Annotated in this window: 14 protein-coding genes and 3 rRNA genes; 14 read left to right on the top strand and 3 right to left on the bottom strand. The window is 68.0% G+C overall.

Annotation, left to right across the window (positions count from 1 at the left end):
• Positions 1-98: 98 nt before the first annotated feature.
• Positions 99-2,210 (bottom strand): L,D-transpeptidase, encoded by a 2,112-nt coding sequence (locus tag MANAM107_RS09425; protein ID WP_223907729.1) that lies wholly within the window; start codon positions 2,208-2,210, stop codon positions 99-101.
• Between the two features lie 372 nt (positions 2,211-2,582).
• Between MANAM107_RS09425 and gatC the strand changes: the two genes are divergently transcribed.
• From gatC to MANAM107_RS09445, 4 genes are all read left to right on the top strand, one after another.
• Entirely contained in the window at positions 2,583-2,885 is a 303-nt protein-coding gene (gene gatC / locus MANAM107_RS09430; RefSeq protein WP_179901134.1) for an Asp-tRNA(Asn)/Glu-tRNA(Gln) amidotransferase subunit GatC, read from the top strand.
• Entirely contained in the window at positions 2,885-4,432 is a 1,548-nt protein-coding gene (gatA, locus tag MANAM107_RS09435; protein ID WP_223907732.1) for an Asp-tRNA(Asn)/Glu-tRNA(Gln) amidotransferase subunit GatA, read from the top strand. Before gatC ends, gatA begins: the two co-directional genes overlap by 1 nt.
• Entirely contained in the window at positions 4,429-5,925 is a 1,497-nt protein-coding gene (gatB, locus tag MANAM107_RS09440; RefSeq protein ID WP_223907736.1) for an Asp-tRNA(Asn)/Glu-tRNA(Gln) amidotransferase subunit GatB, read from the top strand. The genes gatA and gatB overlap by 4 nt, the downstream gene beginning before the upstream one ends.
• Positions 5,926-6,119: 194 nt before the next feature.
• Positions 6,120-7,502, top strand: a complete 1,383-nt coding sequence (locus tag MANAM107_RS09445) for an NAD-dependent malic enzyme (protein WP_223907739.1) — start codon at positions 6,120-6,122, stop codon at positions 7,500-7,502.
• A gap of 109 nt (positions 7,503-7,611) precedes the next feature.
• Here MANAM107_RS09445 and MANAM107_RS09450 read toward each other — a convergent pair whose 3' ends face one another.
• A complete protein-coding gene (locus MANAM107_RS09450) occupies positions 7,612-8,124 on the bottom strand; it encodes a DoxX family protein (RefSeq protein ID WP_223907742.1) in 513 nt (170 codons plus the stop codon).
• Positions 8,125-8,903: 779 nt separating this feature from the next.
• Between MANAM107_RS09450 and MANAM107_RS09455 the strand changes: the two genes are divergently transcribed.
• The 4 genes from MANAM107_RS09455 to MANAM107_RS09470 all read left to right on the top strand — a co-directional run bounded on the left by MANAM107_RS09455 (position 8,904) and on the right by MANAM107_RS09470 (position 16,107).
• Positions 8,904-10,439 (top strand): 16S ribosomal RNA (locus MANAM107_RS09455).
• 486 nt (positions 10,440-10,925) lie between these two features.
• A 23S ribosomal RNA gene (locus MANAM107_RS09460) occupies positions 10,926-14,116 on the top strand.
• A gap of 185 nt (positions 14,117-14,301) precedes the next feature.
• Positions 14,302-14,418 (top strand): 5S ribosomal RNA (rrf, locus tag MANAM107_RS09465).
• Together the 16S, 23S and 5S rRNA genes form the textbook arrangement of a ribosomal RNA operon.
• Before the next feature lie 372 nt (positions 14,419-14,790).
• On the top strand, positions 14,791-16,107 hold the full coding sequence (locus tag MANAM107_RS09470; RefSeq protein ID WP_179901596.1) for a threonine/serine exporter family protein: 1,317 nt from the start codon (positions 14,791-14,793) through the stop codon (positions 16,105-16,107).
• 48 nt (positions 16,108-16,155) lie between these two features.
• On the opposite strand, the gene MANAM107_RS09475 is transcribed toward MANAM107_RS09470, so the two are convergent.
• Positions 16,156-17,766, bottom strand: coding sequence for an aspartate:alanine exchanger family transporter (locus MANAM107_RS09475; protein WP_373314045.1), 1,611 nt, complete (start codon positions 17,764-17,766; stop codon positions 16,156-16,158).
• A gap of 402 nt (positions 17,767-18,168) precedes the next feature.
• On the opposite strand from MANAM107_RS09475, the gene MANAM107_RS09480 reads away from it, so the two are divergent.
• From MANAM107_RS09480 to MANAM107_RS09505, 6 genes are all read left to right on the top strand, one after another.
• Complete coding sequence (locus MANAM107_RS09480; protein WP_223907747.1) at positions 18,169-19,953, top strand: acetolactate synthase large subunit; 1,785 nt, start codon at positions 18,169-18,171, stop codon at positions 19,951-19,953.
• Between the two features lie 5 nt (positions 19,954-19,958).
• The gene (gene ilvN / locus MANAM107_RS09485; RefSeq protein ID WP_179900300.1) at positions 19,959-20,471 is read left to right on the top strand and encodes an acetolactate synthase small subunit; all 513 of its coding nucleotides are present in this window, start codon (positions 19,959-19,961) and stop codon (positions 20,469-20,471) included.
• A gap of 9 nt (positions 20,472-20,480) precedes the next feature.
• Complete coding sequence (ilvC, locus tag MANAM107_RS09490) at positions 20,481-21,512, top strand: ketol-acid reductoisomerase (RefSeq protein ID WP_223907750.1); 1,032 nt, start codon at positions 20,481-20,483, stop codon at positions 21,510-21,512.
• 193 nt (positions 21,513-21,705) lie between these two features.
• A complete protein-coding gene (locus MANAM107_RS09495) occupies positions 21,706-23,124 on the top strand; it encodes an AAA family ATPase (protein WP_223907752.1) in 1,419 nt (472 codons plus the stop codon).
• Positions 23,121-23,735, top strand: a complete 615-nt coding sequence (locus MANAM107_RS09500) for a hypothetical protein (protein ID WP_223907755.1) — start codon at positions 23,121-23,123, stop codon at positions 23,733-23,735. The genes MANAM107_RS09495 and MANAM107_RS09500 overlap by 4 nt, the downstream gene beginning before the upstream one ends.
• Positions 23,736-23,980: 245 nt before the next feature.
• Positions 23,981-25,024, top strand: a complete 1,044-nt coding sequence (locus MANAM107_RS09505; protein ID WP_223907758.1) for a 3-isopropylmalate dehydrogenase — start codon at positions 23,981-23,983, stop codon at positions 25,022-25,024.
• The last annotated feature ends 92 nt before the right edge of the window (positions 25,025-25,116 follow it).

A 25,116-nucleotide genomic window follows, 5' to 3' on the forward strand; every position in this document is an offset into this window, starting at 1 on the left:
GGCACTCCCGGGCCCACCCGCGCGACGGGGACGGATCAGGGGGCCGCCCGGGGACATCCCCGGGCGGCCCCCTGAGAGCGGGTCCGGCGCCTGCGCTCCTAGTGGCTGACCACGGTGGTGCCGATCTCGACCCAGTTGTAGATCCACTGGGCGTCGGAGGAGGGCATGTTGACGCAGCCGTGGGAGGCGGAGTAGCCGAAGTCCGAGCGCCAGGGAGCGCCGTGGAAGGCGTAGCCGGAGTAGAAGTAGGTCACCCACGGCACGTCCTCGGTGCGGTAGCGGGTGCCGTCGACATTGTCCCCCTCCATGGTCTGGGAGGGGTATTGCAGGTAGACCTGGTAGGTGCCGGTGACGGTGGGGGTCTCCTTGGCGCCGTCCACCATGGTCACCGGGCCGTAGACCACGGTGGCGCCCTCGTAGGCGGTCACCGTGTAGTTGGCCAGGTTGACATCGATCCACTTCTCACCGGGCGCCGCCTGGTAGACCAGCTTCTCCGCGCCGTCGGCGATGGTGCGCTCATCCCAGGTGGCCTTGACCACCGTGGCCTCGAAGGAGCCGGTATAGGCCCTGCCCTGGCCCAGGTTGGTGACGATGTCGGTGGCGACCGTCTCGGCATTGCTCACGGTGCGCCCGTCCTCGGCCTCCAGCGGGGTGGCCACCACGGTTCCCTTGGTGGTGACATTGCGCTTGCCGTTGATCGGCTCGACATTGGCCTCCTCGGCCTGGGCGCTCACCCACTGGCTGACCCTGCCCGAATCCACGGACAGGGTGGGGGCGGCATCCACCGAGGTGGTCAGCGTGATCCAGGAGGCCTTCTCCGCGGCGTCGGCCGTGTAGGTGGCCTCCTCCTGGTCCGAGGTGGCGGGCACGGTGATGGTCACGTCCTGGGACACCCAGGCGTTGGCCTGGTCGGCCACCTTCTGGGCATCGGCGTCGGAGACGGCGGGCTCGGAGACGCCGAAGGAGACCGCCACCGAGGTGGGGGACAGGGAGCCCGCCGCCTCCTTGGCCGCGGTGGCGATGGCGCCCGAGTCCAGGGAGGTGCCCGAGGAGGCGGGGGTGGTGGAGAAGGTCTGACCGTCCTCGCCCAGGACCACCGTGGCATTGATGGCCTTGGCCTGGTCGGAGGGGATGAGGGAGACGGCGTAGTCGGCGGCGGTCTGCTCGTTGGTGGAGACCACCACCGGCACGCTCTGCCCGCCCAGGAGCGCCTCGAAGCGGCTGACGACGCTCTCGCCACGGGCCATCACCGCATCGGCGGTGGCCTGCGCATCCACGGTGGCGCCCAGGTCGGCCAGGGAGGCCGTGGCCTGAACGTCGCCGGAGATGGACACGGTGGCGCCCTGCGCCCGGCTCTCGATGATCTCCACGATCTCCTGGCGGCTCCGACCGGCCACATCCGTGCCGGCCACGGTGGTGCCCGGCACGGCGTGGTCCGCGTAGTGGGAGGCGTAGGCGTAGCCGCCCGCACCCACGCCGGCCAGGAGCAGGAAGGAGGCCGCCGCCACCCAGACGGGCCACCGGCGACGGCGCGGCCCGGCGTCGTAGAGCGGCTCGTCCTCGTCCTTCTGCGGCTCGCCGTCCAGGAGCGCACCGCCGGCCACCGCCTCGGCTGCCGCGGCGTCCTGCGGGGCCAGGTCATCCGTGTCACCGGCACCCGCCTCATCGCCGACCTCCTGCAGGGGGCCGTCCAGGATGCGGGAGCGCGGCGCGGCGGGTGCCGCCTGGTCCTGCGGGGCCGGCTCCACGACGGCGGGGACCACCGTGGTGGCCTGCTCGCTCCGAGCGGGATGGCCAGCGGTGCCCGCAGCCTCCTCTGCGCCCTCTGTGTCCTCGGGTGCGCGGTTCGCCTGCGCACCCTCGGGCGCCGTGGAGTCCGCGCCTCCTGCGGAATCCACCGGGTCCAGGGGCGCCTCCTGCGGGGTGGCCGCCGACATGCTCGTGGCCCCGGGGGCGGGACGGAGGGGGGTGGCCGGGTCGGGGTCTGCAGCGTTCTCGTCCAGGGCGGTGTCCCAGTGGTCCCAGTCCGGGGCCTGCCCGGGCGCGGGGGACTCCTCCTGGGCCGAGGCGGGTTCGGTGCTGCGCAGGCCGGTGGACTGCCCGTAGGGCGTGCTCAGCACGGCCGTGCGCTGCGGGGCCCGGCTGCCCGGCTCTTCCGGCGCGGCGTCGGCGCCCGTGGGGCCGCCGGCCGGGAACTCATCGCTGCTCATGACTTCCGTCCTCTACCTCATCGTCGTCCTATGGGGCCGGGCCTCAGGCCCAACCGGCAAGGAGCCTGCTTCTATTCGCGTGGGCACGTGCGCGCATCCGCGTCCTGCTCTCCCCGAGCGGACCCGAGGTGAGGATCTCCACGGACCATGACAGCCGCCACGGCAGGCGATGTCAAGCATCTCGGCGCTCTGAGGGGCTGTGAGATGCACTCGGCGCATATCAGCGCGATGTCGGCGCAGATCGGTGGGGCGCCGGCGCGGATTCACCGATGCTCCCGTCCGGCCTGCGCCGCCATGATGCGCCGCGGGCGCTCGCGGCGACATGGGGAGTCGTCTCCAACCCACCGGGGCCGGTGATCTACACTCGCGCCCATGTCAGCCATCTCCAAGGACGAGGTCGCCCGCGTCGCGGCCCTGGCGCGCGTGGCGCTGAGCCCGCAGGAGGTGACGCGCCTGGCCGGGGAGCTGGACGCCGTCGCCTCCTCCTTCGCCCGCGTCTCCAGCGTGGTCACGCCCGATCTGCCCGCCACCTCGCATCCCGTTCCCCTGACCAATGTCCTGCGAGAGGACGTCGTCGGCCCCACCCTGGAGGTCGATGAGCTGCTCGCGGGCGCCCCGGCGGCCGAGGACTCCATGTTCCTCGTGCCCCAGATCCTGGGGGAGGACGAGGCCTGATGACTGATGCCATGCCCCATCCCGCGGACGCGGCGGGCCTGATCCGGGCCACTGCCGCGCAGCAGGCGGCCGCCCTGGCCTCCGGCGAGGTCTCCTCCCGGGAGCTGACCACCGCCCACCTGGAGCGCATCGAGGCGGTGGACGGCGCCGTGGGCGCCTTCCTCGACGTCGATGCCGACAAGGCCCTGGCCGCCGCCGATGCCGCCGATGCCGCCCGGCGCTCGGGCTCAGCGGTGGATGAGCTCACCGGTGTGCCCGTGGCCGTCAAGGACCTCATCTGCACCCGGGGCCAGGCCACCACGGCGGCCTCCCGCATCCTCGAGGGCTGGGTGCCCCCCTATGACGCCACCCTGGTGCGCAACCTCAGGGCCGCCGGTCTGCCGATCCTGGGCAAGACCAACCTCGATGAGTTCGCCATGGGCGGCTCCACCGAGCACTCCGCCTTCAAGCGCACCGCCAACCCCTGGGATCTCGATCGCATCCCCGGAGGCTCCTCGGGCGGCTCGGCCGCCGCCGTGGGCGCCTTCGAGGCCCCCGTGGCCGTGGGCACCGACACCGGCGGCTCCATCCGCCAGCCCGCGGCCGTCACCGGCACGGTGGGGGTCAAGCCCACCTACGGCACGGTCTCGCGCTACGGCGTCATCGCCATGGCCTCCTCCCTGGACACGCCCGGCCCCATGGCGCGCACGGTGCTCGACACCGCCCTGCTGCACGATGTCATCGCCTCCCACGACCCGCTGGACTCCACCTCGCTGCCCGATGCGCCTCGCGGCATGGCCGCGGTGGTGCGCGCCGCCCAGGAGGGGCGGGACCTGGCCGGGCTGCGCGTGGGGGTCATCTCCGAGCTCGACGGCGGCCAGGGCTACCACGACGGCGTCGTGGACTCCTTCCATGCGGCGGTCGAGCTGCTCCAGGGGGCCGGGGCCCGGGTGGATGCGGTCTCGCTGCCTCACCTGGAGTACGCCCTGGACGCCTACTACCTCATCATGCCCGCCGAGGCCTCCTCCAACCTGGCCCGCTACGACGGCATGCGCTACGGGCTGCGCGTGGAGCCGGCCTCGGGGCCGGTGACCGCCGAGACGGTCATGGCGGCCACCCGCGGGGCGGGCTTCGGCGATGAGGTCAAGCGCCGCATCATCCTGGGCACCCACGTGCTGTCGGCCGGCTTCTACGACGCCTACTACGCCAGTGCCCAGAAGGTGCGCACGCTCATCCAGCGCGACTTCGCCGCCGCCTGGGAGCGCTTCGACATCCTGGTCTCGCCCACGGCGCCGGTGACGGCCTACCGCTTCGGGGAGAAGGACGATCCCCTGGCGATGTACAAGCTGGACGTCACCACGATCCCGGCGAACCTGGCGGGCGTGCCCGCCATGAGCCTGCCTTCGGGCCTGAGCCGCGATGGCCTGCCCGTCGGATTCCAGATCCTGGCCCCCCAGCGGGCCGATGATCGCCTGTACCGCGTGGGCGCCGTCCTGGAGGCGGCCCTGGAGGAGCAGTGGGGGGCGCCGCTGCTCTCCCGCGCCGCAGAGCTGGAGGAGCAGCGATGAGTGAGAAGCTGATGGACTTCGAGGAGGCCGTGCGCCGCTACGACCCGGTGCTGGGACTGGAGGTGCACGTCGAGCTGGGCACCGCCACCAAGATGTTCGACGCCGCCCCCAATGTCTTCGGCGCCCGGCCCAACACGATGGTCACCCCCACCTCCGTGGGGCTGCCCGGCGCCCTGCCCCAGGTCAACGCCCAGGGGGTGGAGTACGCCATCCGCATCGGGCTGGCCCTGGGATGCCAGATCGCCTCCTCGTGCCGCTTCGCCCGGAAGAACTACTTCTACCCGGACCTGTCCAAGGACTTCCAGACCTCCCAGTCCGATGAGCCCATCGCCTACGACGGCGCCCTGGAGATCGAGCTGGAGGACGGCTCCCCCTTCACCATCCCCATCGAGCGGGCGCATATGGAGGAGGACGCGGGCAAGAACACCCACGTCGGCGGTCATGACGGGCGGATCGAGGGCGCCCAGTACTCCCTGGTGGACTACAACCGCGCCGGCGTCCCCCTGGTGGAGATCGTCACCCGCCCCATCGAGGGCGCCGGTGCGCGCGCCCCGCAGGTGGCCGCCGCCTACGTGCGCACCCTGCGCGACATCTTCCGGGCCCTGGGCGTGTCCGAGGCCCGCATGGAGCGGGGCAATGTGCGCGCCGATGTCAACGTCTCCCTGCGTGAGTCGCCCGACGCCCCGCTGGGCACGCGCACCGAGACCAAGAACGTCAACACCTTCCGCGGTATCGAGCAGGTGGTCCGCTACGAGATCTCCCGCCAGGCGGCCATCCTGGCCGACGGCGGGCAGGTCCTCCAGGAGACCCGCCACGGCCAGGCCGATGGCACCACCCGCCCCGGCCGGGTGAAGTCCGACGCCGATGACTACCGCTACTTCCCCGAGCCCGACCTGGTCCCGGTGGCGCCCTCGCGCCAGTGGGTCGAGCAGATCCGCGAGTCCCTGCCGGAGATGCCGGCGGCCAAGCGCCGTCGCCTGGCGGCGCAGTGGTCGCTGAGCGACACCGAGATGCGCGATGTGGTCAACGCCGGCGCCCTGGAGCTCATCGAGGCCACGGTGCAGGCGGGCACCACCGGCCAGGCCGCCCGCAAGTGGTGGATGGGGGAGCTGGCGCGCGCCGCCAAGGACCAGGAGATCGCGCTGGAGGACCTGCCGGTCACCCCGGCCCAGATCGCCGGGCTCCAGGCCCTGGTGGACAGTGGCCGGCTGACCGACTCCCTGGCACGCCAGGTCCTCGAGGGGGTCCTGGCGGGGGAGGGCGATCCCGAGCAGGTCGCCACCGCCCGGGGCCTGGAGGTCGTCTCCGACGACGGCGCCCTGCTGGCGGCCGTCGATGAGGCGCTGGCCGCCAACCCGGATGTGGCCGACAAGATCCGCGGCGGCAAGGTCCAGGCCGCCGGTGCGATCGTGGGCGCCGTCATGAAGGCCACCAGGGGCCAGGCCGACGCCAGGCGCGTGCGCGAGCTCGTCATGGAGCGGGTCCAGGGCTGAGCGCCGGTCATCTTCGCAGGGGCGGGTGCCGAGAGGATCGGCGCCCGCCCCTGCGAGTGAAGTCTCATGGACATGTCTCGCATGCCGGGACCCGTGGGACGATCCGCCCCCGCCCCCGGCATGGCCTCGGGATAGGCTCGCAGCAGGTCCGCGATGTGCGTGATCCGCCCCAGAACCCTCGGAGGAAGTGACCCATGGTCCAGCCCAGTCCCAGCTACACCGTCGCCCTGCACCTGGAAGTGCCCGCCTCCCAGAGGGCAGTGGCGAGCCTGGTGGACACCGCCACCGCCACCGGCGCCGTGGTCACGGGTGTCGATGTCGCGGAGGCCGGAGGCGATACCCTCACCGTCGACCTGACTGCCGATACCCGGGACTCCAAGCACCGCGGCGAGCTGGTGGCCAGGCTCGAGGAGATCGAGGGCGTCGTGGTGCGCAATGTCGGCGACTCCACCTTCCTGGCTCACGTCGGGGGCAAGATCGAGGTGGTGGGCACCTACCCGATCCACAACCGCCGTGACCTGGCCCGGGTCTACACCCCGGGAGTGGCCCGCGTGTGCAAGGCCATCTACGACCACCCCGAGCGCGCCCGCATGCTGACCATCAAGAAGAACACCGTGGCGGTGGTCACCGATGGCACCGCCGTGCTGGGTATGGGGGATATCGGCCCCGCCGCCGCCATGCCCGTCATGGAGGGCAAGGCGGTGCTGTTCAAGCAGTTCGGCAACGTCGATGCCTGGCCGGTGGCCCTGGACACCAAGGATCCCGAGGAGATCATCGCCATCGTCAAGGCCATCGCCCCGGCCTATGGCGGCATCAACCTGGAGGACATCGCCGCCCCCAAGTGCTTCGACATCGAGGCGCGTCTGCGCGAGGAGCTCGACATCCCGGTCTTCCACGACGACCAGCACGGCACCGCCGTGGTAACCCTGGCCGCGCTCATCAACGCCCTGAAGATCGTGGGCAAGCGGATCGAGGATGTGCGCATCGTCCTGTCCGGCGTGGGGGCCGCCGGCAACGCCATCGCCAAGCTCCTCATGGCCCACGGGGCCACCGACATCGTCGGCTACGGCCGCGACGGCGCCCTGTCGGCCCAGGACACCGAGGGCATGAACGAGCACCGCAAGTGGCTGGCGGAGAACACCAACCCCCGCCGGGTCACCGGATCCCTCAAGGAGGGCCTGGAGGGGGCCGACGTGTTCATCGGGGTCTCCTCGGGCAACCTCCTGGCGCCCGAGGACCTCAAGGTCATGAACGACGATGCGATCGTCTTCGCCATGGCCAACCCGACCCCCGAGGTCGACCCGATCGGTGCCGCCGACTACGCCGCCGTGGTGGCCACGGGGCGCTCGGACTTCCCCAACCAGATCAACAACGTCCTGGCCTTCCCGGGCCTGTTCCGGGGACTGCTGGACACCGGTATCACCGAGATCACCACCGAGCTGCTGCGCACGGCGGCCACCGGCATCGCCTCGGTCATCGAGGACCACGAGCTCAGCCCCGTCTACATCATCCCCGGCGCCTTCGACACCCGCGTGGCCGACGCCGTGGCCTCGGCCGTCCGCCGCCTGGCCGAGTAGCGCCGGGGCGGCGCCGCCGGCCGATGATCGGCCGATAGCCGAGCGGGGCCGGGGCGACCAGGCAGTAAGTGCCCTGGCCGCCCCGGCCCCGCTCAGGCGCCGCTGAGGATCAGCGCAGCCAGGAGTCCCCGACGATGCGTGACCACCACCGGCCCAGGCCCCAGGTGTCGCCCGCCCGGGTCAGGGCGATGACGATCATGGCGGCGGCCAGGACCCAGTGGGTGTCGATGATCGGGTTGGTGGCCTGCCCGACGTTCAGGGGCGGGAACTCGGCCAGCCACAGGAAGAACATGAGGGCGGTGCCGCTGAGCGCGGCCACCTTCAGCCCCATGCCGAGCATGAGGGCGGTGCCGATGCCCAGCAGGGCGAGCATGAACAGCACATCGCCCGCAGCATTGGCGAACAGGGAGAAGAAGCCCGCCAGGGGACCATCGCCGGTGACGGCGATGATGAAGCCCTGGGCCGGCTGGCCGCCGCGGATCCAGGCCTGGTCGGGAGGGGTCATGAAGCTCAGGCCGAAAGTCTTGTCGAGGAAGGCCCACAGGAAGTAGAAGCCGATGAGGAGCCGCAGTGCGGCCAGCGCCCTGCGGGCGCCGGGGCGGGTGACGATGTGGTCGCTCATGACCACTGCTGAGGCCGGGGCGGACGATGTAGGAGTGGTGGACATGCCGTGCCTTTCGATGATCGAGGATCAGGTGGCCAGTGGGGCGCGTCCCGGGCTGATCGCCCGACGTGCCGGTACTCACAGGATGTTGATCGTTGAATAAGTGCGGGATGACCCTAGGGCATGGGGCGCACCGGTGTCACGCTTCGGTGACGCGCGCGTGTTCGTGCCGGTGGCCGGGCGAGGTGCCGCACCAGCAGCAACGGCGGAATCGGCCGGAACGGGGGCCGACGAGTGCGGGGTGAAGGGGTGTGGGACGAAGGGTCGTGAGGAGTCGGCGGGGCGATGAGGGCCGGTGGGGGAGTGTGGCGAGGGTCGTATCGCCGCGGCTTGACGCGGCGGCCGGCCGGCTGCTTATAGTTCCTCCTGCCGCTGCGGACCGCCCTGATGGGGGAGGTCTTCCGCGGTGATGAGAACTCAAGAGCGGCCTTCGATGCGACCAGGGTCACCGATTCTGGAGTTGACGACCGGGCCGAGTTTCCTCTAGAGTTTTCTCTGTTGCTCGCAAGAGCGAACGGCACTTGCGATGAGCGCCGTGAGCACCTGCTGGGTGTGTTGTTTGAGATCTCGATAGTGTGTCATGTTTTTTATGCCATGTTGGGCTTGATGATGGTTCTGTGTGCTGCATGTTTTGTGTGGTGTGTGGGGTTGTTGTTGGGTCTGTTTTGTTTTTGGTTTGCCTGCCTTGTTTTTTGTGGGGTGGGTTGGGCCATGGGGATAGTTTTCTCTGATTGTTTTGTTTGGAGAGTTTGATCCTGGCTCAGGACGAACGCTGGCGGCGTGCTTAACACATGCAAGTCGAACGGTGAAGCCCTTTTTTGGGTGGATGAGTGGCGAACGGGTGAGTAACACGTGAGTAACCTGCCCCCTTCTTCTGGATAACCTCATGAAAGTGGGGCTAATACGGGATATTCTGGTCTGTGCGCATGCATGGGTTGGGAAAGGTTTTTTTCTGGTGGGGGATGGGCTCGCGGCCTATCAGCTTGTTGGTGGGGTGATGGCCTACCAAGGCGGTGACGGGTAGCCGGCCTGAGAGGGTGGACGGCCACACTGGGACTGAGACACGGCCCAGACTCCTACGGGAGGCAGCAGTGGGGAATATTGCACAATGGGCGCAAGCCTGATGCAGCGACGCCGCGTGAGGGATGGAGGCCTTCGGGTTGTGAACCTCTTTCGCCAGTGAAGCAGGCTCATCTCTTTGTGGGTGGGTTGACGGTAGCTGGATAAGAAGCGCCGGCTAACTACGTGCCAGCAGCCGCGGTAATACGTAGGGCGCGAGCGTTGTCCGGAATTATTGGGCGTAAAGAGCTCGTAGGCGGCTGGTCGCGTCTGTCGTGAAATCCTCTGGCTTAACTGGGGGCTTGCGGTGGGTACGGGCCGGCTTGAGTGCGGTAGGGGAGACTGGAATTCCTGGTGTAGCGGTGGAATGCGCAGATATCAGGAGGAACACCGGTGGCGAAGGCGGGTCTCTGGGCCGTTACTGACGCTGAGGAGCGAAAGCGTGGGGAGCGAACAGGATTAGATACCCTGGTAGTCCACGCCGTAAACGTTGGGCACTAGGTGTGGGGGGCCTTTTCCGGGTTCTTCCGCGCCGTAGCTAACGCATTAAGTGCCCCGCCTGGGGAGTACGGCCGCAAGGCTAAAACTCAAAGGAATTGACGGGGGCCCGCACAAGCGGCGGAGCATGCGGATTAATTCGATGCAACGCGAAGAACCTTACCAAGGCTTGACATGAGGGCGATCGTCCCGGAGACGGGGCTTCCATTTTTTGGCGCTCTTACAGGTGGTGCATGGTTGTCGTCAGCTCGTGTCGTGAGATGTTGGGTTAAGTCCCGCAACGAGCGCAACCCTTGTCCTGTGTTGCCAGCACGTTGTGGTGGGGACTCGCGGGAGACTGCCGGGGTCAACTCGGAGGAAGGTGGGGATGACGTCAAATCATCATGCCCCTTATGTCTTGGGCTTCACGCATGCTACAATGGCCGGTACAGAGGGCTGCGATGCTGTGAGGCGGAGCGAATCCCTTAAAGCCGGTCTCAGTTCGGATCGGTGTCTGCAACTCGACACCGTGAAGTTGGAGTCGCTAGTAATCGCAGATCAGCAACGCTGCGGTGAATACGTTCTCGGGCCTTGTACACACCGCCCGTCACGTCATGAAAGCTGGCAACACCCGAAGCCCGTGGCCTTATGGGGAGCGGTCGAAGGTGGGGCTGGTGATTGGGACGAAGTCGTAACAAGGTAGCCGTACCGGAAGGTGCGGCTGGATCACCTCCTTTCTAGGGAGTTTCTTTCTTGGTGTGCTGGCCTGGTGGGGTCTGGTGCTGGGTTTGTTGCCGTAGCCCTGTGTGGGTGCGGGCCTGGTGCTGGGTCTGGGGCTGGTGGGCCTGGAGTGTTGGCGTGGTGTAGGGAACTGCTGCTGTCTGGTGCGCTCCTTGGCTCCTTCTTGTTTGGGGGGGTGGGGGTGTGGTGGGTGGTGGTGCGGCCTGGTCCTGGGGGTGCCCTTCCTTGTGGGGGGTGGTCGTGGGGTGGGGCTGGTGGCATGCTGTCGGGTTCTGGGGCAATCGTGCCCTGGGTGGCCTGGCTGCTGGCTGCATCCTGAGGGGGGTGTGGTTGGTGGTGTGGGTGGGTTGGTTGTGAACTGTATAGTGGGCGCGAGCATCTGATGAGGGCCCCGCGCGTGCATCTGGTGTTGCCTGGTGTGGTGTGGGGTTCTTGTTGGTAGTGCTGTATGTGTTTTTGGTGTTCTGTTTGTGTTTTGTTTGTGTTTTGTTTTTTTGAGCGTTCGGTGGATGCCTTGGCATCAGGGGCCGATGAAGGACGTGGTGGCCTGCGATAAGCCTCGGGGAGCCGGCTGGCGGGCTGTGATCCGAGGGTTTCCGAATGGGGGGACCCGGCACGAGTTATGTCGTGTCACCTGCGTCTGAATTGTATAGGGCGTGGGGGGTGACGCGGGGAAGTGAAACATCTCAGTACCCGTAGGAGAAGATATTCCGTGAGTAGTGGCGAGCGAAAGCGGATGATGGCTAAACCGTGTGCGTGTGATACTCGGCAGGGGTTGCGTGCGTGGTGTTGTGGGGCTCTGCTGTTGCTCTTCTGCCGGAGGGCGGTGCGTGCGTGTGCTGGTAGCCGAAGCGTCTGGGATGGCGTGGCGTAGTGGGTGAGACCCCCGTAGGTTGAACTGGTGCGTGTGTGTGCGGGTGGGGTGCCCGAGTAGCACGGGGCTCGTGGAATCCTGTGTGAATCTGCCAAGACCACTTGGCTGCCTGAATACCTCCTGATGACCGATAGTGGATAGTACCGTGAGGGAATGGTGAAAAGTACCCCGGGAGGGGAGTGAAATAGTACCTGAAACCGGGCGCTTGCAAGCCGTCAGAGCCTCGTGTCCTCATTTTTGGGGGTGTGGGGTGGTGGCGTGCCTTTTGAAGAATGAGCCTGCGAGTCAGTGGCGTGTCGCGAGGTTAACCCGTGGGGGGTAGCCGTAGCGAGAGCGAGTCCGAAATGGGCGAGTGTAGTGGCGCGTTCTGGACCCGAAGCGGGGTGATCTACCCATGGCCAGGTTGAAGCACGTGTAAGAGCGTGTGGAGGACCGAACCCACCTAGGTTGAAAACTGGGGGGATGAGCTGTGGGTAGGGGTGAAAGGCCAATCAAACTCCGTGATAGCTGGTTCTCCCCGAAATGCATTTAGGTGCAGCGTCGTGTGTTGCCCGGCGGAGGTAGAGCTACTGGGTGGCTGATGGGCCCCACAGGGTTACTGACGTCAGCCAAACTCCGAATGCCGTCGGGTATGAGCGCGGCAGTGAGACCGCGGGGGATAAGCTCCGTGGTCGAGAGGGAAACAGCCCAGATCGCCGGCTAAGGCCCCTAAGCGTGTGCTAAGTGGGAAAGGATGTGCGGTCGCGCAGACAACCAGGAGGTTGGCTTAGAAGCAGCCATCCTTGAAAGAGTGCGTAATAGCTCACTGGTCAAGTGGTCGTGCGCCGACAATGTAGCGGGGCTCAAGCACACCGCCGAAGCCGCGGATCCCCGGCGTGTTCCCCAGCGTCCCACCTGTTGTGGGGTGTTCAGGGGCCGGGGGTGGTAGGGGAGCGTCCTGCGTGGGGTGAAGCCCGGGAGTGATCGTGGGTGGACTGCGTGGGAGTGAGAATGCAGGCATGAGTAGCGATACTAGGGTGAGAAGCCCTAGCGCCGAATGACCAAGGGTTCCAGGGCCAGGCTAGTCCGCCCTGGGTGAGTCGGGACCTAAGGCGAGGCCGACAGGCGTAGTCGATGGATGACGGGTTGATATTCCCGTACCGGCGAAGCACCGCCCATGCTGACGCGCGGGTGCTGACCCACGCCCGGGTCTCCTGTGTGCCATGGCTGCTGCTGCCCTTCGGGGTGGTGGGGCTGTGGTGGGGGGCCGGGGTCTGGGGACCCTCCGTGCAGGTAGGCAAGCGTATTAACAGGGGTGACGCACAGTGGTAGCCTCCGCGGGCCTGATGGCTTGGCCCGTTCAAGCGCGCAGCCCGGTCCCCAGGCAAATCCGGGGGCCAGCCGCCAGTTGGTGGCAGGGGTGAGGCGTGATGGTGACCCCACCGGTGGTGGGGGATAGCAGGGTGATCCTGGGGTGCCGAGAAAAGCCTCGACGCGATGGTGCCAGCCGCCCGTACCCTAAACCGACACAGGTGGTCGGGCAGAGTATGCCTAGGCGCACGAGTGAATCATGGTTAAGGAACTCGGCAAAATGCCCCCGTAACTTCGGGAGAAGGGGGGCCCGAGCCCTGAAGCCCCGTTGCGGGCTAGGGGTGAGGGTCGCAGAGGCCAGGGAGAAGCGACTGTTTACTAAAAACACAGGTCCGTGCGAAGCCGTAAGGCGATGTATACGGACTGACGCCTGCCCGGTGCTGGAAGGTTAAGAGGAGCCCTCAACCACCCTTCGTGGTGGTGAAGGGGTGAATTTAAGCCCCAGTAAACGGCGGTGGTAACTATAACCATCCTAAGGTAGCGAAATTCCTTGTCGGGTAAGTTCCGACCTGCACGAATGGCGTAACGACTTCTCCGCTGTCTCAACCATGAGCTCGGCGAAATTGCACTACGAGTAAAGATGCTCGTTTCGCGCAGAAGGACGGAAAGACCCCGGGACCTTTACTACAGCTTGGTATTGGCGTGCCTCATAGCTTGTGCAGGATAGGTGGGAGACAATGAGACCGCCGCGTCAGCGGTGGTGGAGTCGGCCTTGAGATACCACTCTGGTTATGGTGCGCGCCTGAACCTGGGCCCGTGATCCGGGTCAGGGACAGTGCCTGGTGGGTAGTTTAACTGGGGCGGTTGCCTCCTAAAGAGTAACGGAGGCGCTCAAAGGTTCCCTCAGCCTGGTCGGCAACCAGGTGTTGAGTGCAAGTGCACAAGGGAGCTTGACTGCGAGACCGACGGGTCGAGCAGGTACGAAAGTAGGAACTAGTGATCCGGCGATCCCGTGTGGGTGGGTCGTCGCTCAACGGATAAAAGGTACCCCGGGGATAACAGGCTGATCCTGCCCAAGAGTCCATATCGACGGCATGGTTTGGCACCTCGATGTCGGCTCGTCGCATCCTGGGGCTGGAGCAGGTCCCAAGGGTTGGGCTGTTCGCCCATTAAAGCGGTACGCGAGCTGGGTTTAGAACGTCGTGAGACAGTTCGGTCCCTATCCTCTGCGCGCGCAGGAGACTTGAGGAGGCCTGTCCCTAGTACGAGAGGACCGGGACGGACGAACCTCTGGTGTGCCAGTTGTCCCGCCAGGGGCACGGCTGGTTGGCTACGTTCGGGACGGGTAACCGCTGAAAGCATCTAAGCGGGAAACCATCTCCAAGACCAGGTCTCCACACCCCCCAGTGGGGTGGAAGGCCCCCAGTAGACCACTGGGTGGATAGGCCAGAAGTGTACAACCAGTAATGGTACAAGCTGACTGGTACTAATCGGCCAACACAAAACACACACCCACCCAAGACTCATTGGGCGGGTGAGAGCACGCGAGCACCACACACCAAGCGCCCACTATACGGTCCACAACCAACCCACCACGGGTCCCAAGCGCATAACACCATAGAACACCACCCCCCAACAACAGCAGTAGTGGGGGGCGGCCACCAGCCACACACCCACGTGGCACCACAAGACGTCTCGGTGGTCACAGCGGCAGGGAAACGCCCGGACCCATCCCGAACCCGGAAGCTAAGCCAGCCAGCGCCGATGGTACTGCACCCGCCAGGGTGCGGGAGAGTAGGACACCACCGAGCACACACCACAACGGCCCCGCACACCCCCAAACAAACCCGGGGGCGTGCGGGGCCGCTTTTTCCTCCTATCGGCGACTACCGCGATATATCCCGCCCATCTCAACATGCGGCCGCCTCCGACCCACTATATGCATCACTGCCCCTCCCGCAGACGGGGAGGAGCACCATTGCGACGTGACTTTCCATCCGCATGAACCCGCCGATACTCCTGCCGGGGTCCGGCACCGCACTGCCGACGACGCCGGAACCACCGCGAGCACGCACGACGGCATCAATACCGCAGGTGAAGATGCGGCAGGCCGCATGACGGCCTCGGCTCCCGAGGCACACGAGGCCGAGCCCATAGCAAGGGATGGCGAGAGGGAGTCCCTCATGCTCCGCTCCGGCCTCGTCCTGCGCATGGGCCGCCTCATGCTCGCCGCCGGCGCAGGCTCCTACCGCGTGAAGTCCTCCATGGCCCGCACGGCGGCCGCCCTGGGCATTGACCGCCATGAGGCAACCGTGACCATGACGGAGATCGTCACCTCCTCCTATGTGGGGCAGCGCTTCCGCACTGAGACCGCCGAGGTGCGCCGGGGCGGAGTCAACGTCGCCAGGCTGGAGCGGCTGCGCCGCATCGTCCATGATCTGCGAGAGCGCGAGAGCGCCGAGGAGCTCAACGCCAAGCTCGACGAGGTCGAGGCCACGCACGGCCTGTACAGCGCCCCGGTCAACGCCCTCGCCTCAGGCCTGGCATGCGCCGGATTCTGCTTTCTCAACGCCGGCGGCTGGCCCGAGTGCCTGTGCGTGCTCATCGCAGCCGCAGTGGGCCAGTACCTGCGGCGCACCCTCCTGGTGCGCCATTACCAGCACTTTCTGACCTGGCTCCTCTGCGGCACCGCTTCATCCTCCCTCTACATGGGCCTCATCGCCCTGCTGCGCCTGAGCGGCCTGGCTCCGGGCAACCACCAGGGCGGCATCATCTCCGCCATCCTCTTCCTCATCCCCGGCTTCCCCATGGTCACCGCCATGCTCGACCTCGTGCGACAGGACTTCTCCTCAGCGCTCTCACGCTTCGCCTATGTGGTGATGGTGATGACCTCCGCCGGCGTGGCGGTATGGAGTGTCACCCACGCCTTCCATTGGCAGGTCGACGCCACCAGCACAGCCGCCCCCACCGGGGTGCTGCTCTACGTACTGCGGCTCCTGTGCTCCTTCGTGGCCGCCTACGGCTTCGCCGTCCTGTTCAACGCCCCTGCCCGTGCCTGCCTGCTGTCCGCCGTCATCGGCGCCCTGGCCAACACCGGCCGGCTCCTCCTCATCGACGAGCTCGGCATCCCCTGGCAGCTCGCCGTCGGCCTGACCGCCATGGTCATCGGCCTCATGGCCCAGCTCTTCGTGGCACGGTCCTCCCAGTCCCGTGTGGCCCTGTCGGTGCCCGCTGTCGTCATCATGATCCCGGGCGTGCCCTTCTACCGCGCCGTCTCCGCGCTCAACGAGCACGGCTCGGACCCGACCGTCGCGATCGATACCGCCATGGCCAATCTCGTGGAGGTCTTCTTCGTCATCACCGCCATCGGTGTGGGTCTGGCCCTGGCCCGTATCCTGACCGACCACAACTGGCGCCACGACGTATCCACCTCCGCCCTGCCCGAGCACCGGCGCCCCGAGGCCCCTACCGCAGCCGCCGAGGCGCACGCCAGTCGCTGACCGCCTGCCCACCCGACGTCACGGCGTCGGGTGGGCGCATCGCCGTCGCTACAGCCCGCCCAGGATCTGGGCCAGGAAGATCTTGACGATCATGGCCACCGGGTAGACCATCGCGTAGCCCAGGGCCACACGCGGATCGGAGCCAGTGCGCTCGTTGGCGAAGGCCAGAACCGCCGGCTGTGTCTGCGCACCCCCGATGAGGCCCGCCAGGCGGGTGCCGCCCATCTTGACGATCCACCGCATCGAGACATAGAGGCCCAGGCCCACGATCGTGGTGATGACGAAGCCCGTGACCAGGATCTTCCACCAGTCACCACCAGTGAAGGCCTCAGCGATCTGGCCGCCGGCGGTCACGCCCGCACGGGCCAGGAAGACCAGCAGACCGAACTCCGCGATCACCGCCGTCGCCGTGAAGGGCATGGCCGTCACGAAGCCCTTGATGCGGCCGATCCGGCCGAAGACGAGGCCGACGATCAGGGTGCCGGCCGCCGAGCCGATGGAGAAGGTGGCCCCCGTGGGAGTGAGGAACCGCCACTCGCCGATGATGATGCCCAGGGCCATGCCCAGGCCCAGGGCCACGGGGTTGATGGAGGACAGGCCCCGCGCGGAGTCCCCGAAGTAGGCCGAGATCTCCTTCATGCGGCCGGTGGGCGCCACGACGCGCACGCGGTCGCCCTGCTGGAGGACCAGCTCGGGGGAGCCCACCATGTCCACATCCCCGCGCCGCACCCGCGAGATCGTCGCCCCGAAGCGCCGGTCGATGTCCAGATCGGCGATGGTGCGCCCGGCCAGCTTGGGGTCGGAGACGGTGATGCGGCGGAAGTCCAGGTACTTGCGGTCCTCGATGAGGGAGTGGGAGGAGTCGTGGCCCACCGCTGAGATCACCTGCTTGACGGCCTCCTGGGTGCCCACGACGGTGACCAGGTCATCCTTGAACAGACGGTCGTCATTGGTCGGCCGCATGATCGGGCCGGTCTCACCGCGCCGCAGCCGGGAGAACTTCAGCTCCCCGGAGATCTTCTCGATGATGTCGGCGATGACGGGGCCGTCCTCGCGCTCGACCCGGATCGTGCGGTTGATCAGCGGGGAGGGCGTGTCCTTGTCGCTGCGGCGGTAGCGCAGCGCCAGCAGGCAGAAGAAGAGCATGCCGACCACGCCGTAGAGGTAGGCCACGGCGTAGCCCACCGTGGCCACGGCGGTCCCCTCGGGATTCCCCGCCGTGACAGCGGCATTGCCCGCCGCGGCCAGGGCCGGGGTGTTGGTGATCGCCCCCGCGAAGGTGCCGGCGATGAGGGCGCTGTCCATGCCCAGGGCGCGGCCCACCGCCACCCCGGCGCCCGCCCCGGCCAGCAGCAGCACCAGCAGCAGGCTCAGGGGCCCTGCAGCGGTGCGCAGGACGTGGAAGAAGTTCGGTCCGGACTGGATGCCGATGGCGAAGGTGAAGATCGCCAGGCCCAGAATGCCGATCTCGTGGGGCACCTCGATCTCCGCGCCGTGGGACGTGCCCAGGGCGGCCAGGCCGATCCCGGCGAAGAGGACAGCGGCGGCCCCCAGGCTCACCCCCTTGACCTTGACATGGCCCAGCAGCATGCCCAGGCCGATGAGCAGGAACAGGGTGAGAACGGAGTTCTCGGACAGATGTTCAAGGACCGTGGTCACCACAGGGGTGTGCCGCCTTTCGTCATGCCGCCGTCAACAGGGCGAGCGTGGAGCGAGGGTGGGAGGCCGGTGACGCTCGGTGCGCACTGCGCTGGCCTCCGCAGACGAGATCATTGTGTCATCTCGTCATGAGCATGCCTTGGACCAAGGGCCGGGGTCGGTCGGTGGCCGAAGGCCCGCGGCGAGGGGGCAGTGCGCGGCCGGCCCGGGTCTGCACAGGGTCTGCGCCGGGCCGGCCCCGGAGGGCACGCGTGGACGGGGTGTCGATCACCCTCCAGCACAGTGCATGGTCCCACGATGTGAGATCACAGGTTCCCTGATGTGACTCGGCCCATGAGCTGCCTTACGGTTCTTCTACCCGGCAGAGTGCTGGGAGCAGCACGAAGAACAGGAGGGCGAGCGATGACGCGCAAGGACGCTCCCTCAGGCCAGGACCGGCAGGTGATGACCGGAGCCCAGGCCCTTGTGCGGTCCTTGGAGGAGTTGGGGGTCACCGATATCTTCGGTATGCCCGGTGGAGCCATTCTTCCCTTCTACGATCCGCTTCTGGCCAGCGAGCGCATCCGCCACATCCTGGTGCGCCACGAGCAGGGCGCCGGGCACGCGGCCCAGGGCTACGCCATGGTCACGGGCAAGCCGGGCGTGTGCGTGGCCACCTCGGGTCCCGGTGCGACGAACCTGGTCACGCCCCTGTCCGATGCGCACATGGACTCCGTCCCCATGCTGGCCATCACCGGCCAGGTCAGCAGTCGGGCCATCGGCACCGATGCCTTCCAGGAGGCCGACATCCTGGGCGTGACGATGCCCTTCGTCAAGCACTCCTTCCTGGTCACCAGCGCCGATGACATCGTGCCGCGCGTGGCCGAGGCCTACCACCTGGCCGCCTCCGGGCGCCCGGGTCCTGTGCTCATCGACATCGCCAAGGACGCGCTGGAGGGGAGCACGCAGTTCTCCTGGCCGCCGGCGATGGACCTTCCCGGATACCACCTGCCGGGCAGGCCCAACCCGCGCCGCCTGGCCCAGGCCGCCGAGGCCATCGCCGCCGCCGAGCGCCCCGTGCTCTACCTGGGCGGCGGTCTCAACCGCGCCGGGGTGGGGGCCGCGGATCTCACCGAGCTCGTCGATCTCATCGGCGCGCCCTTCGTCACCACGCTGACCGCGCTGGACGTCATGCCCTCCGACCACCCGCTCAACCTGGGCATGCCGGGCATGCATGGAACGGTCACCGCCGTGGGGGCGCTCCAGCGCAGTGATCTCCTGGTGTGCCTGGGCGCCCGCTTCGACGACCGGGTCACCGGAAAGCCCTCGACCTTCGCCACCCGCGCCTCGGTCATCCACGTCGACGTCGATCCGGCGGAGATCTCCAAGATCCGCACCGCCGATGTGCCCATCGTCGGCGACCTGGCGGAGGTCGTGCCCGCCCTGACCCGGGCCTACCGCGAGGCGATCGCCGAGGCCGGGCCCGTCGACACCTCGGCCTGGCATGCCGAGATCGCGCGGGCACGTGCCACCTACCCCACCGAGTGGACGGATACCGACGACGGCCTGCTCCAGCCCCAGGAGGTCATCACCCACCTGAGCAAGGCCGCCAGCCCGGACACGATCTGGGTCACCGGAGTGGGCCAGCACCAGATGTGGGCCGCCCATTACATCGATTTCCACCAGCAGCACACCTGGCTGACCTCGGCGGGCGCGGGCACCATGGGCTATGGCGTGCCCGCGGCCATGGGCGCCAAGCAGGCCCACCCCGATCGGCCGGTGTGGCTCATCGACGGTGACGGCTGCTTCCAGATGACCAACCAGGAGCTGGCCACCTGCACCCTGAACAACATCCCCATCAAGGTGGCCATCATCAACAACTCCTCCCTGGGCATGGTGCGCCAGTGGCAGACCCTGTTCTACGGGGAGCGCTACTCCAGCACCGACCTGCACACCGGGGCGGACACGGTGCGCATCCCTGACTTCGTCACCATGGCCAAGGCCTACGGGGCCGCGGCCCTGCGCTGTGAGCGCCTGGAGGATGTCGATGAGGTCATCGCCCAGGCCAATGCCATCAACGACCGCCCCGTCGTCGTCGACTTCATCGTCTCGGCCGATGCCCAGGTGTGGCCGATGGTCGCCGCCGGGGTGTCCAATGACGAGATCCAGCACGCCCGGGGCATGAGCCCCCAGTGGGAAGAGGAGTGAGATAGGTGAGCCACACGCACACACTGTCCGTCCTGGTGGAGAACAAGCCGGGCGTGCTCACGCGCGTCTCGGCCCTGTTCACCCGCCGCGGCTTCAACATCCACTCCCTGGCGGTGGGCCCCACCGAGCGGGAGGACATCTCGCGGATCACGGTGATCGCCGACGCCGAGGGCCTGGCCATGGAGCAGGTGGTCAAGCAGCTCAACAAGCTGGTCAATGTGCTCAAGATCGTCGAGCTCGACCCGGCCACCTCCGTGGAGCGCGAGCTGTACCTCATCAAGGTGCGCGCCGACGACGCCAACCGCACCGCGGTGCTCCAGGTCGTCGACCTGTTCCGGGCCCATGTCATCGATGTCGCCCCCACCTCCGTGGTTATCGAGACCGTCGGCTCGGAGTCCAAGGTCAGGGCACTGCTGACCGCCCTCCAACCCTACGGCGTCAAGGAGATCGTCCAATCCGGTACGGTCGCGATCACCCGGGGCCCCCGAGCCATGACCGATCAACTCAAGGAGAAGTGAGAAGCAACTATGGCAGCTGAGAAGTTCTACAACGACGACGCCGACCTGTCCATCATCCAGTCCAAGAAGGTCGCCGTCATCGGCTACGGCTCGCAGGGCCACGCCCACGCCCTCAACCTGCGTGACTCCGGCGTCGAGGTGGCGGTGGGCCTGCGCGAGGGCTCCTCCTCCGTGGTCAAGGCCGAGGAGGCCGGCCTGCCCGTCAAGCCGATCGCCGAGGCTGTGGCCTGGGCCGACGTCGTCGTGGTGCTGGCGCCCGACCAGGTCCAGGCCGAGCTCTACACCTCCCAGATCGAGCCGCACATCACCGCCGGCTCGGCGCTGCTGTTCTCCCACGGCTTCAACATCCACTTCGGCTACATCAAGCCCGCCGAGGGCATCGACGTCATCATGGTGGCCCCCAAGGGCCCCGGGCACACCGTGCGCCGCGAGTTCGAGGCCGGCCGCGGGGTCCCGGCCCTGGTGTGCGTGGAGCAGGATGCCACGGGCGGCGCCTGGGAGCTGGCGCTGTCCTACGCCAAGGCGATCGGCGGCACGCGCGCCGGCGCCATCAAGACCAGCTTCCGCGAGGAGACCGAGACCGACCTCTTCGGCGAGCAGTCGGTGCTGTGCGGCGGCGTCTCCCAGCTCATCCAGTACGGCTTCGAGACCCTCACCGAGGCCGGCTACCAGCCGGAGATGGCCTACTTCGAGGTCCTCCACGAGCTCAAGCTCATCGTGGACCTCATGGTCGAGGGCGGTATCTCCAAGCAGCGCTGGTCGATCTCCGACACCGCCGAGTACGGCGACTACGTCTCGGGCCCCCGCGTCATCACCCCCGATGTCAAGGAGCACATGAAGGAGGTCCTGGCCGACATCCAGGACGGCACCTTCGCCAAGCGCTTCATGGACGACCAGGCCGCGGGCGCCCCGGAGTTCAAGGAGCTGCGCGCCAAGGGCGAGGCCCACCCCATCGAGTCGGTGGGCCGCGAGGTCCGCTCCATGTTCGCCTGGCGCGCCGAGCTGGACCAGGACTACACCGAGGGCTCCGTCTCGCGCTGAGCCTTGCCCCGACGGCGCCGTCCCCTCCTCAGTGCGGGCGGCTGTCGACGACGGTCGAATCCGGACGGACCCGTGCCCTGCCCCGAGCAGGCGCGGGTCCGCCCCGCGTCTCCCGGCCCCCGCAGTCCGGTGGGCGCGGCCGATACACTGAGTCCGCGGCTTGCAGCATGGCGCGGCGGGAAGGGGAGAGTGGATGCTCACGCGCTTCGAGGTCTCTGGATTCAAGAACCTCAGGGATGTCGCCGTGGACCTGGGGCCCTTCACCTGCATTGCGGGCCCCAATGGCGTGGGGAAGTCCAACCTCTTCGATGCGATCGCCTTCCTCGGTGCCCTGGCGGACCACTCCTTCAACGATGCGATCGCCTCGGTCCGCTCGGTGCCGGGCCAGCGCGGCACTCAGGAGTCCGTGCTCAGCGCGGCGGTCCTATCCGGGGAGGAGAATCTGCGCCTGGCCGCCGAGATGATCATCCCCGGCAGCCTCAGGGACGCCAGGGGGCGCAGGGTCACTCTTCGGGATACCTATCTGCGCTACGAGGTCGAGTTGGGTGTGGATACGGAGTACCGGGGCAATCGCTCGGCTCCGATCCGCCTCATCACCGAGTCCCTGGAGTCGGCGACCAGGCCTCCGGCCTGCCCTGCGCTGGCGGAGGCGGTGCAGGTCCCGCAGAGCAGGAGGACCTATATCGAGCCTGGCCCGCAGATCCCGCTGGCTTACGAGGCGGGGAGCGGGACGATGGTCTGGGATGTATACGATCGGGACCCGGAGGAGTATCTCGGCCCTCGTGATGATGGGGAGTTTCCGTCCATCCCTGATCATTCCTACTTTGTCGGGGAGCTCGACAGGACCGCCCTGTCCCAGGCCCGTGCCGGGACGGTTCCCGGGCAGGTGGCCGCGCAGCTGCGCTCATGGCGCTTCCTGGCCCTGGAGCCGAGCCTCATCCGCGCCGCCGACAGCATCGACGAGGCCGGGCGGCTGGCGGACTCGGGCGCCCATCTGCCCGCGGCCCTCAATGCCCGTGCCGAGGAGCGGGGCGCCCAGATCTATGACGGCCTTCGCCGCGCCCTGGGTGATCTGCTCGACCTGCGCCATCTCGAGGTCATCCGCAACGGCGATTTCCTGGAGCTGCGCGCCCAGGTGGGGGAGGGCCCCGAGCTGCCCGCACGTGCGCTCTCGGACGGCTCCCTCAGACTGCTGGTGCTCGGTGCCCTGGCCACCGGCATCGACGGCGCAGGGGCGGTCTTCATCGAGGAGCCGGAGAACGGGGTGCACCCTGCCCGCCTCCGCGCCCTGCTCGATCTGCTCCGCTCCATGGCGGGGCCCCGGCAGGAGGGACAGGAGGGGTACGGTCAGGTGGTCATCAACACCCACTCGCCCTATGTCGTCCAGGAGGTCCTGGAGGCCGCCCCGGGGGATGTCCTGTGCGCGGTCTCCTGGCGGCGGAGCTCGGGAGCAGGGGAGGTGACGACGTCGACCTCCTTCCACCCGCTCCCAGGCACCTGGCGCGCCGCGGGCCGGGAGGGGCCGGGGGATGAGCGGCGAATCCAGCCGGTCTCCCGCACCGAGCTGATCGACTTCCTGGAGAGCCCCGTCATGGCCGAGGGCGAGCAGTGAGCGGTTTCTGGAACTGCGCCTTCATCGGGGAGGGCACCTCCGATGACAGCCTGACCTCGCCCCTGGAGGGGCTCGTCATGTCCCTGGTCCCGGGTGATGACGTCCGCGTGGAGGCGGTGAGGCTTCCCCGCCGGCTACGGCATGCGCCGGTGGCCGAGAAGATCGCCGCGCTGGCGGAGGATGAGGGCTTCACACTGGTCTTCGTCCACCGTGATGCCGATCAGGCAGGGCTGCGCGCCAGGCAGGAGGAGATCCTCCGCCCTCACGGCCACCGCCACATCGTCCCTGTGGTGCCCGTCCGGGAGACTGAGGCCTGGGCCCTCGCCCAGCTCTGGGGTGATGAGGCATATCGGGTATGGCTGTCCGGGCACTGGAGCATCGGTCGCCTGCGGGCACTGGAGGAGGTCTCCGATCCCAAGGCCGTCCTGAGGGCCTGGGCGGAGCGGAGCGCCAGTGACCTGGAATGGGGCCGGTTCCGCTCCGAGACGATCAGGGCCATCAACCCGGAGGGCGGGGTTGCCGGGCTGGGGGCGTGGGTGCGGCTGCGTGAGCGCCTCATCGAGTCGATGGTCGCCGTGCGGCCCCACCTGAGGAGCGTGCTGAGCCCGTAGGCCTCGCAGAGGGCCCAGGAGCTGTGAGGAGCGTGACGAGGACGGCTGCAGATCGCGGGGTTGTCTGCATCATGCAGGGGATGGCAGCGGATTGCAGGTCTCCCCGAGATGCGATCCGCTGCTCAGACTGCCGTTCTGCAGCCAACCCCGGCATTCTGCGCCCCCGTCGTCGGGCCGTGCGCCCCGGGGCACCCACGATCCGAGACCCGAGGTCCGCATCGTGGCGATGGCCGTAGGCTGGTGCCATGACGACCATTGACCTGGCAGTGATCCCCGGCGACGGCATCGGCAAGGAGGTGGTGCCCGAGGCGCTCAAGGTCCTGGGCAAGGCCCTCAGCGGCACCGGGGTGGAGATCGCCACCACCCACTACGACCTGGGCGCCGAGTACTGGCAGCGCACGGGGCAGGCCCTCAGCGATGAGGACCTGGAGGCGATCAAGGGCCACGACGCGATCCTCCTGGGCGCCGTGGGTGACCCCTCCGTCCCCTCCGGGATCCTGGAGCGAGGCCTGCTGCTGCGGCTGCGTTTCGCCCTGGACCACTACGTCAACCTGCGCCCCTCCAAGCTCTACCCCGGTGTGCCCACCCCGCTGGCCGAGCCCGGGCAGATCGACTTCGTCGTTGTGCGCGAGGGGACCGAGGGGCTCTACTGCGGCAATGGGGGAGTGGTGCGCCAGGGCACCCCCCAGGAGATCGCCACCGAGGTCAGCGTCAACACCGCCTTCGGCGTCGAGCGGGTCGTGCGCTACGCCTTCGCCAAGGCCGCCTCCCGGCCCGCCAAGCACCTGACCCTGGTCCACAAGCACAATGTGCTGGTCCACGCCGGGGGCCTGTGGCGGCGCACCGTCGAGGCCGTCTCCGCCCAGTACCCCGAGGTCACCGTGGACTACGCCCATGTCGACGCCGCCACCATCTACCTGGTCGCCGACCCCGGGCGCTTCGACGTCATCGTCACCGACAACCTCTTCGGCGACATCCTCACCGATGAGGCCGGGGCCATCACCGGGGGCATCGGCCTGGCGGCCTCGGGCAACATCAACCCCGAGGGCGCCTTCCCCTCCATGTTCGAGCCCGTGCACGGCTCGGCCCCCGACATCGCGGGCCAGGGCATCGCCGACCCCACCGCGACCATCTCCGCGGCCGCCCTCATGCTCGACCACCTGGGCCACACCCGCCCCGCCCGGCGCATCGAGGCCGCTGTCGAGGCCGATATGGCCGGCAGGGCCGATGGGCGCAGCCGCAGCACCGCAGAGATCGGCGATGCCATCGCCCAGGCCCTGGAGGCCTGAGTGCTGCAGCGCGCCAGGGGATCCCGGCCCGGACCACGGCCCACCGCCGGCGGGGGCTGGCAGCGGCCTGAGCATCGCCGTCATCCGGGGTT

Origin of the sequence: Actinomyces capricornis (assembly GCF_019974135.1) — a bacterium.
Classification (GTDB): Bacteria; Actinomycetota; Actinomycetes; order Actinomycetales; family Actinomycetaceae; genus Actinomyces; species Actinomyces capricornis.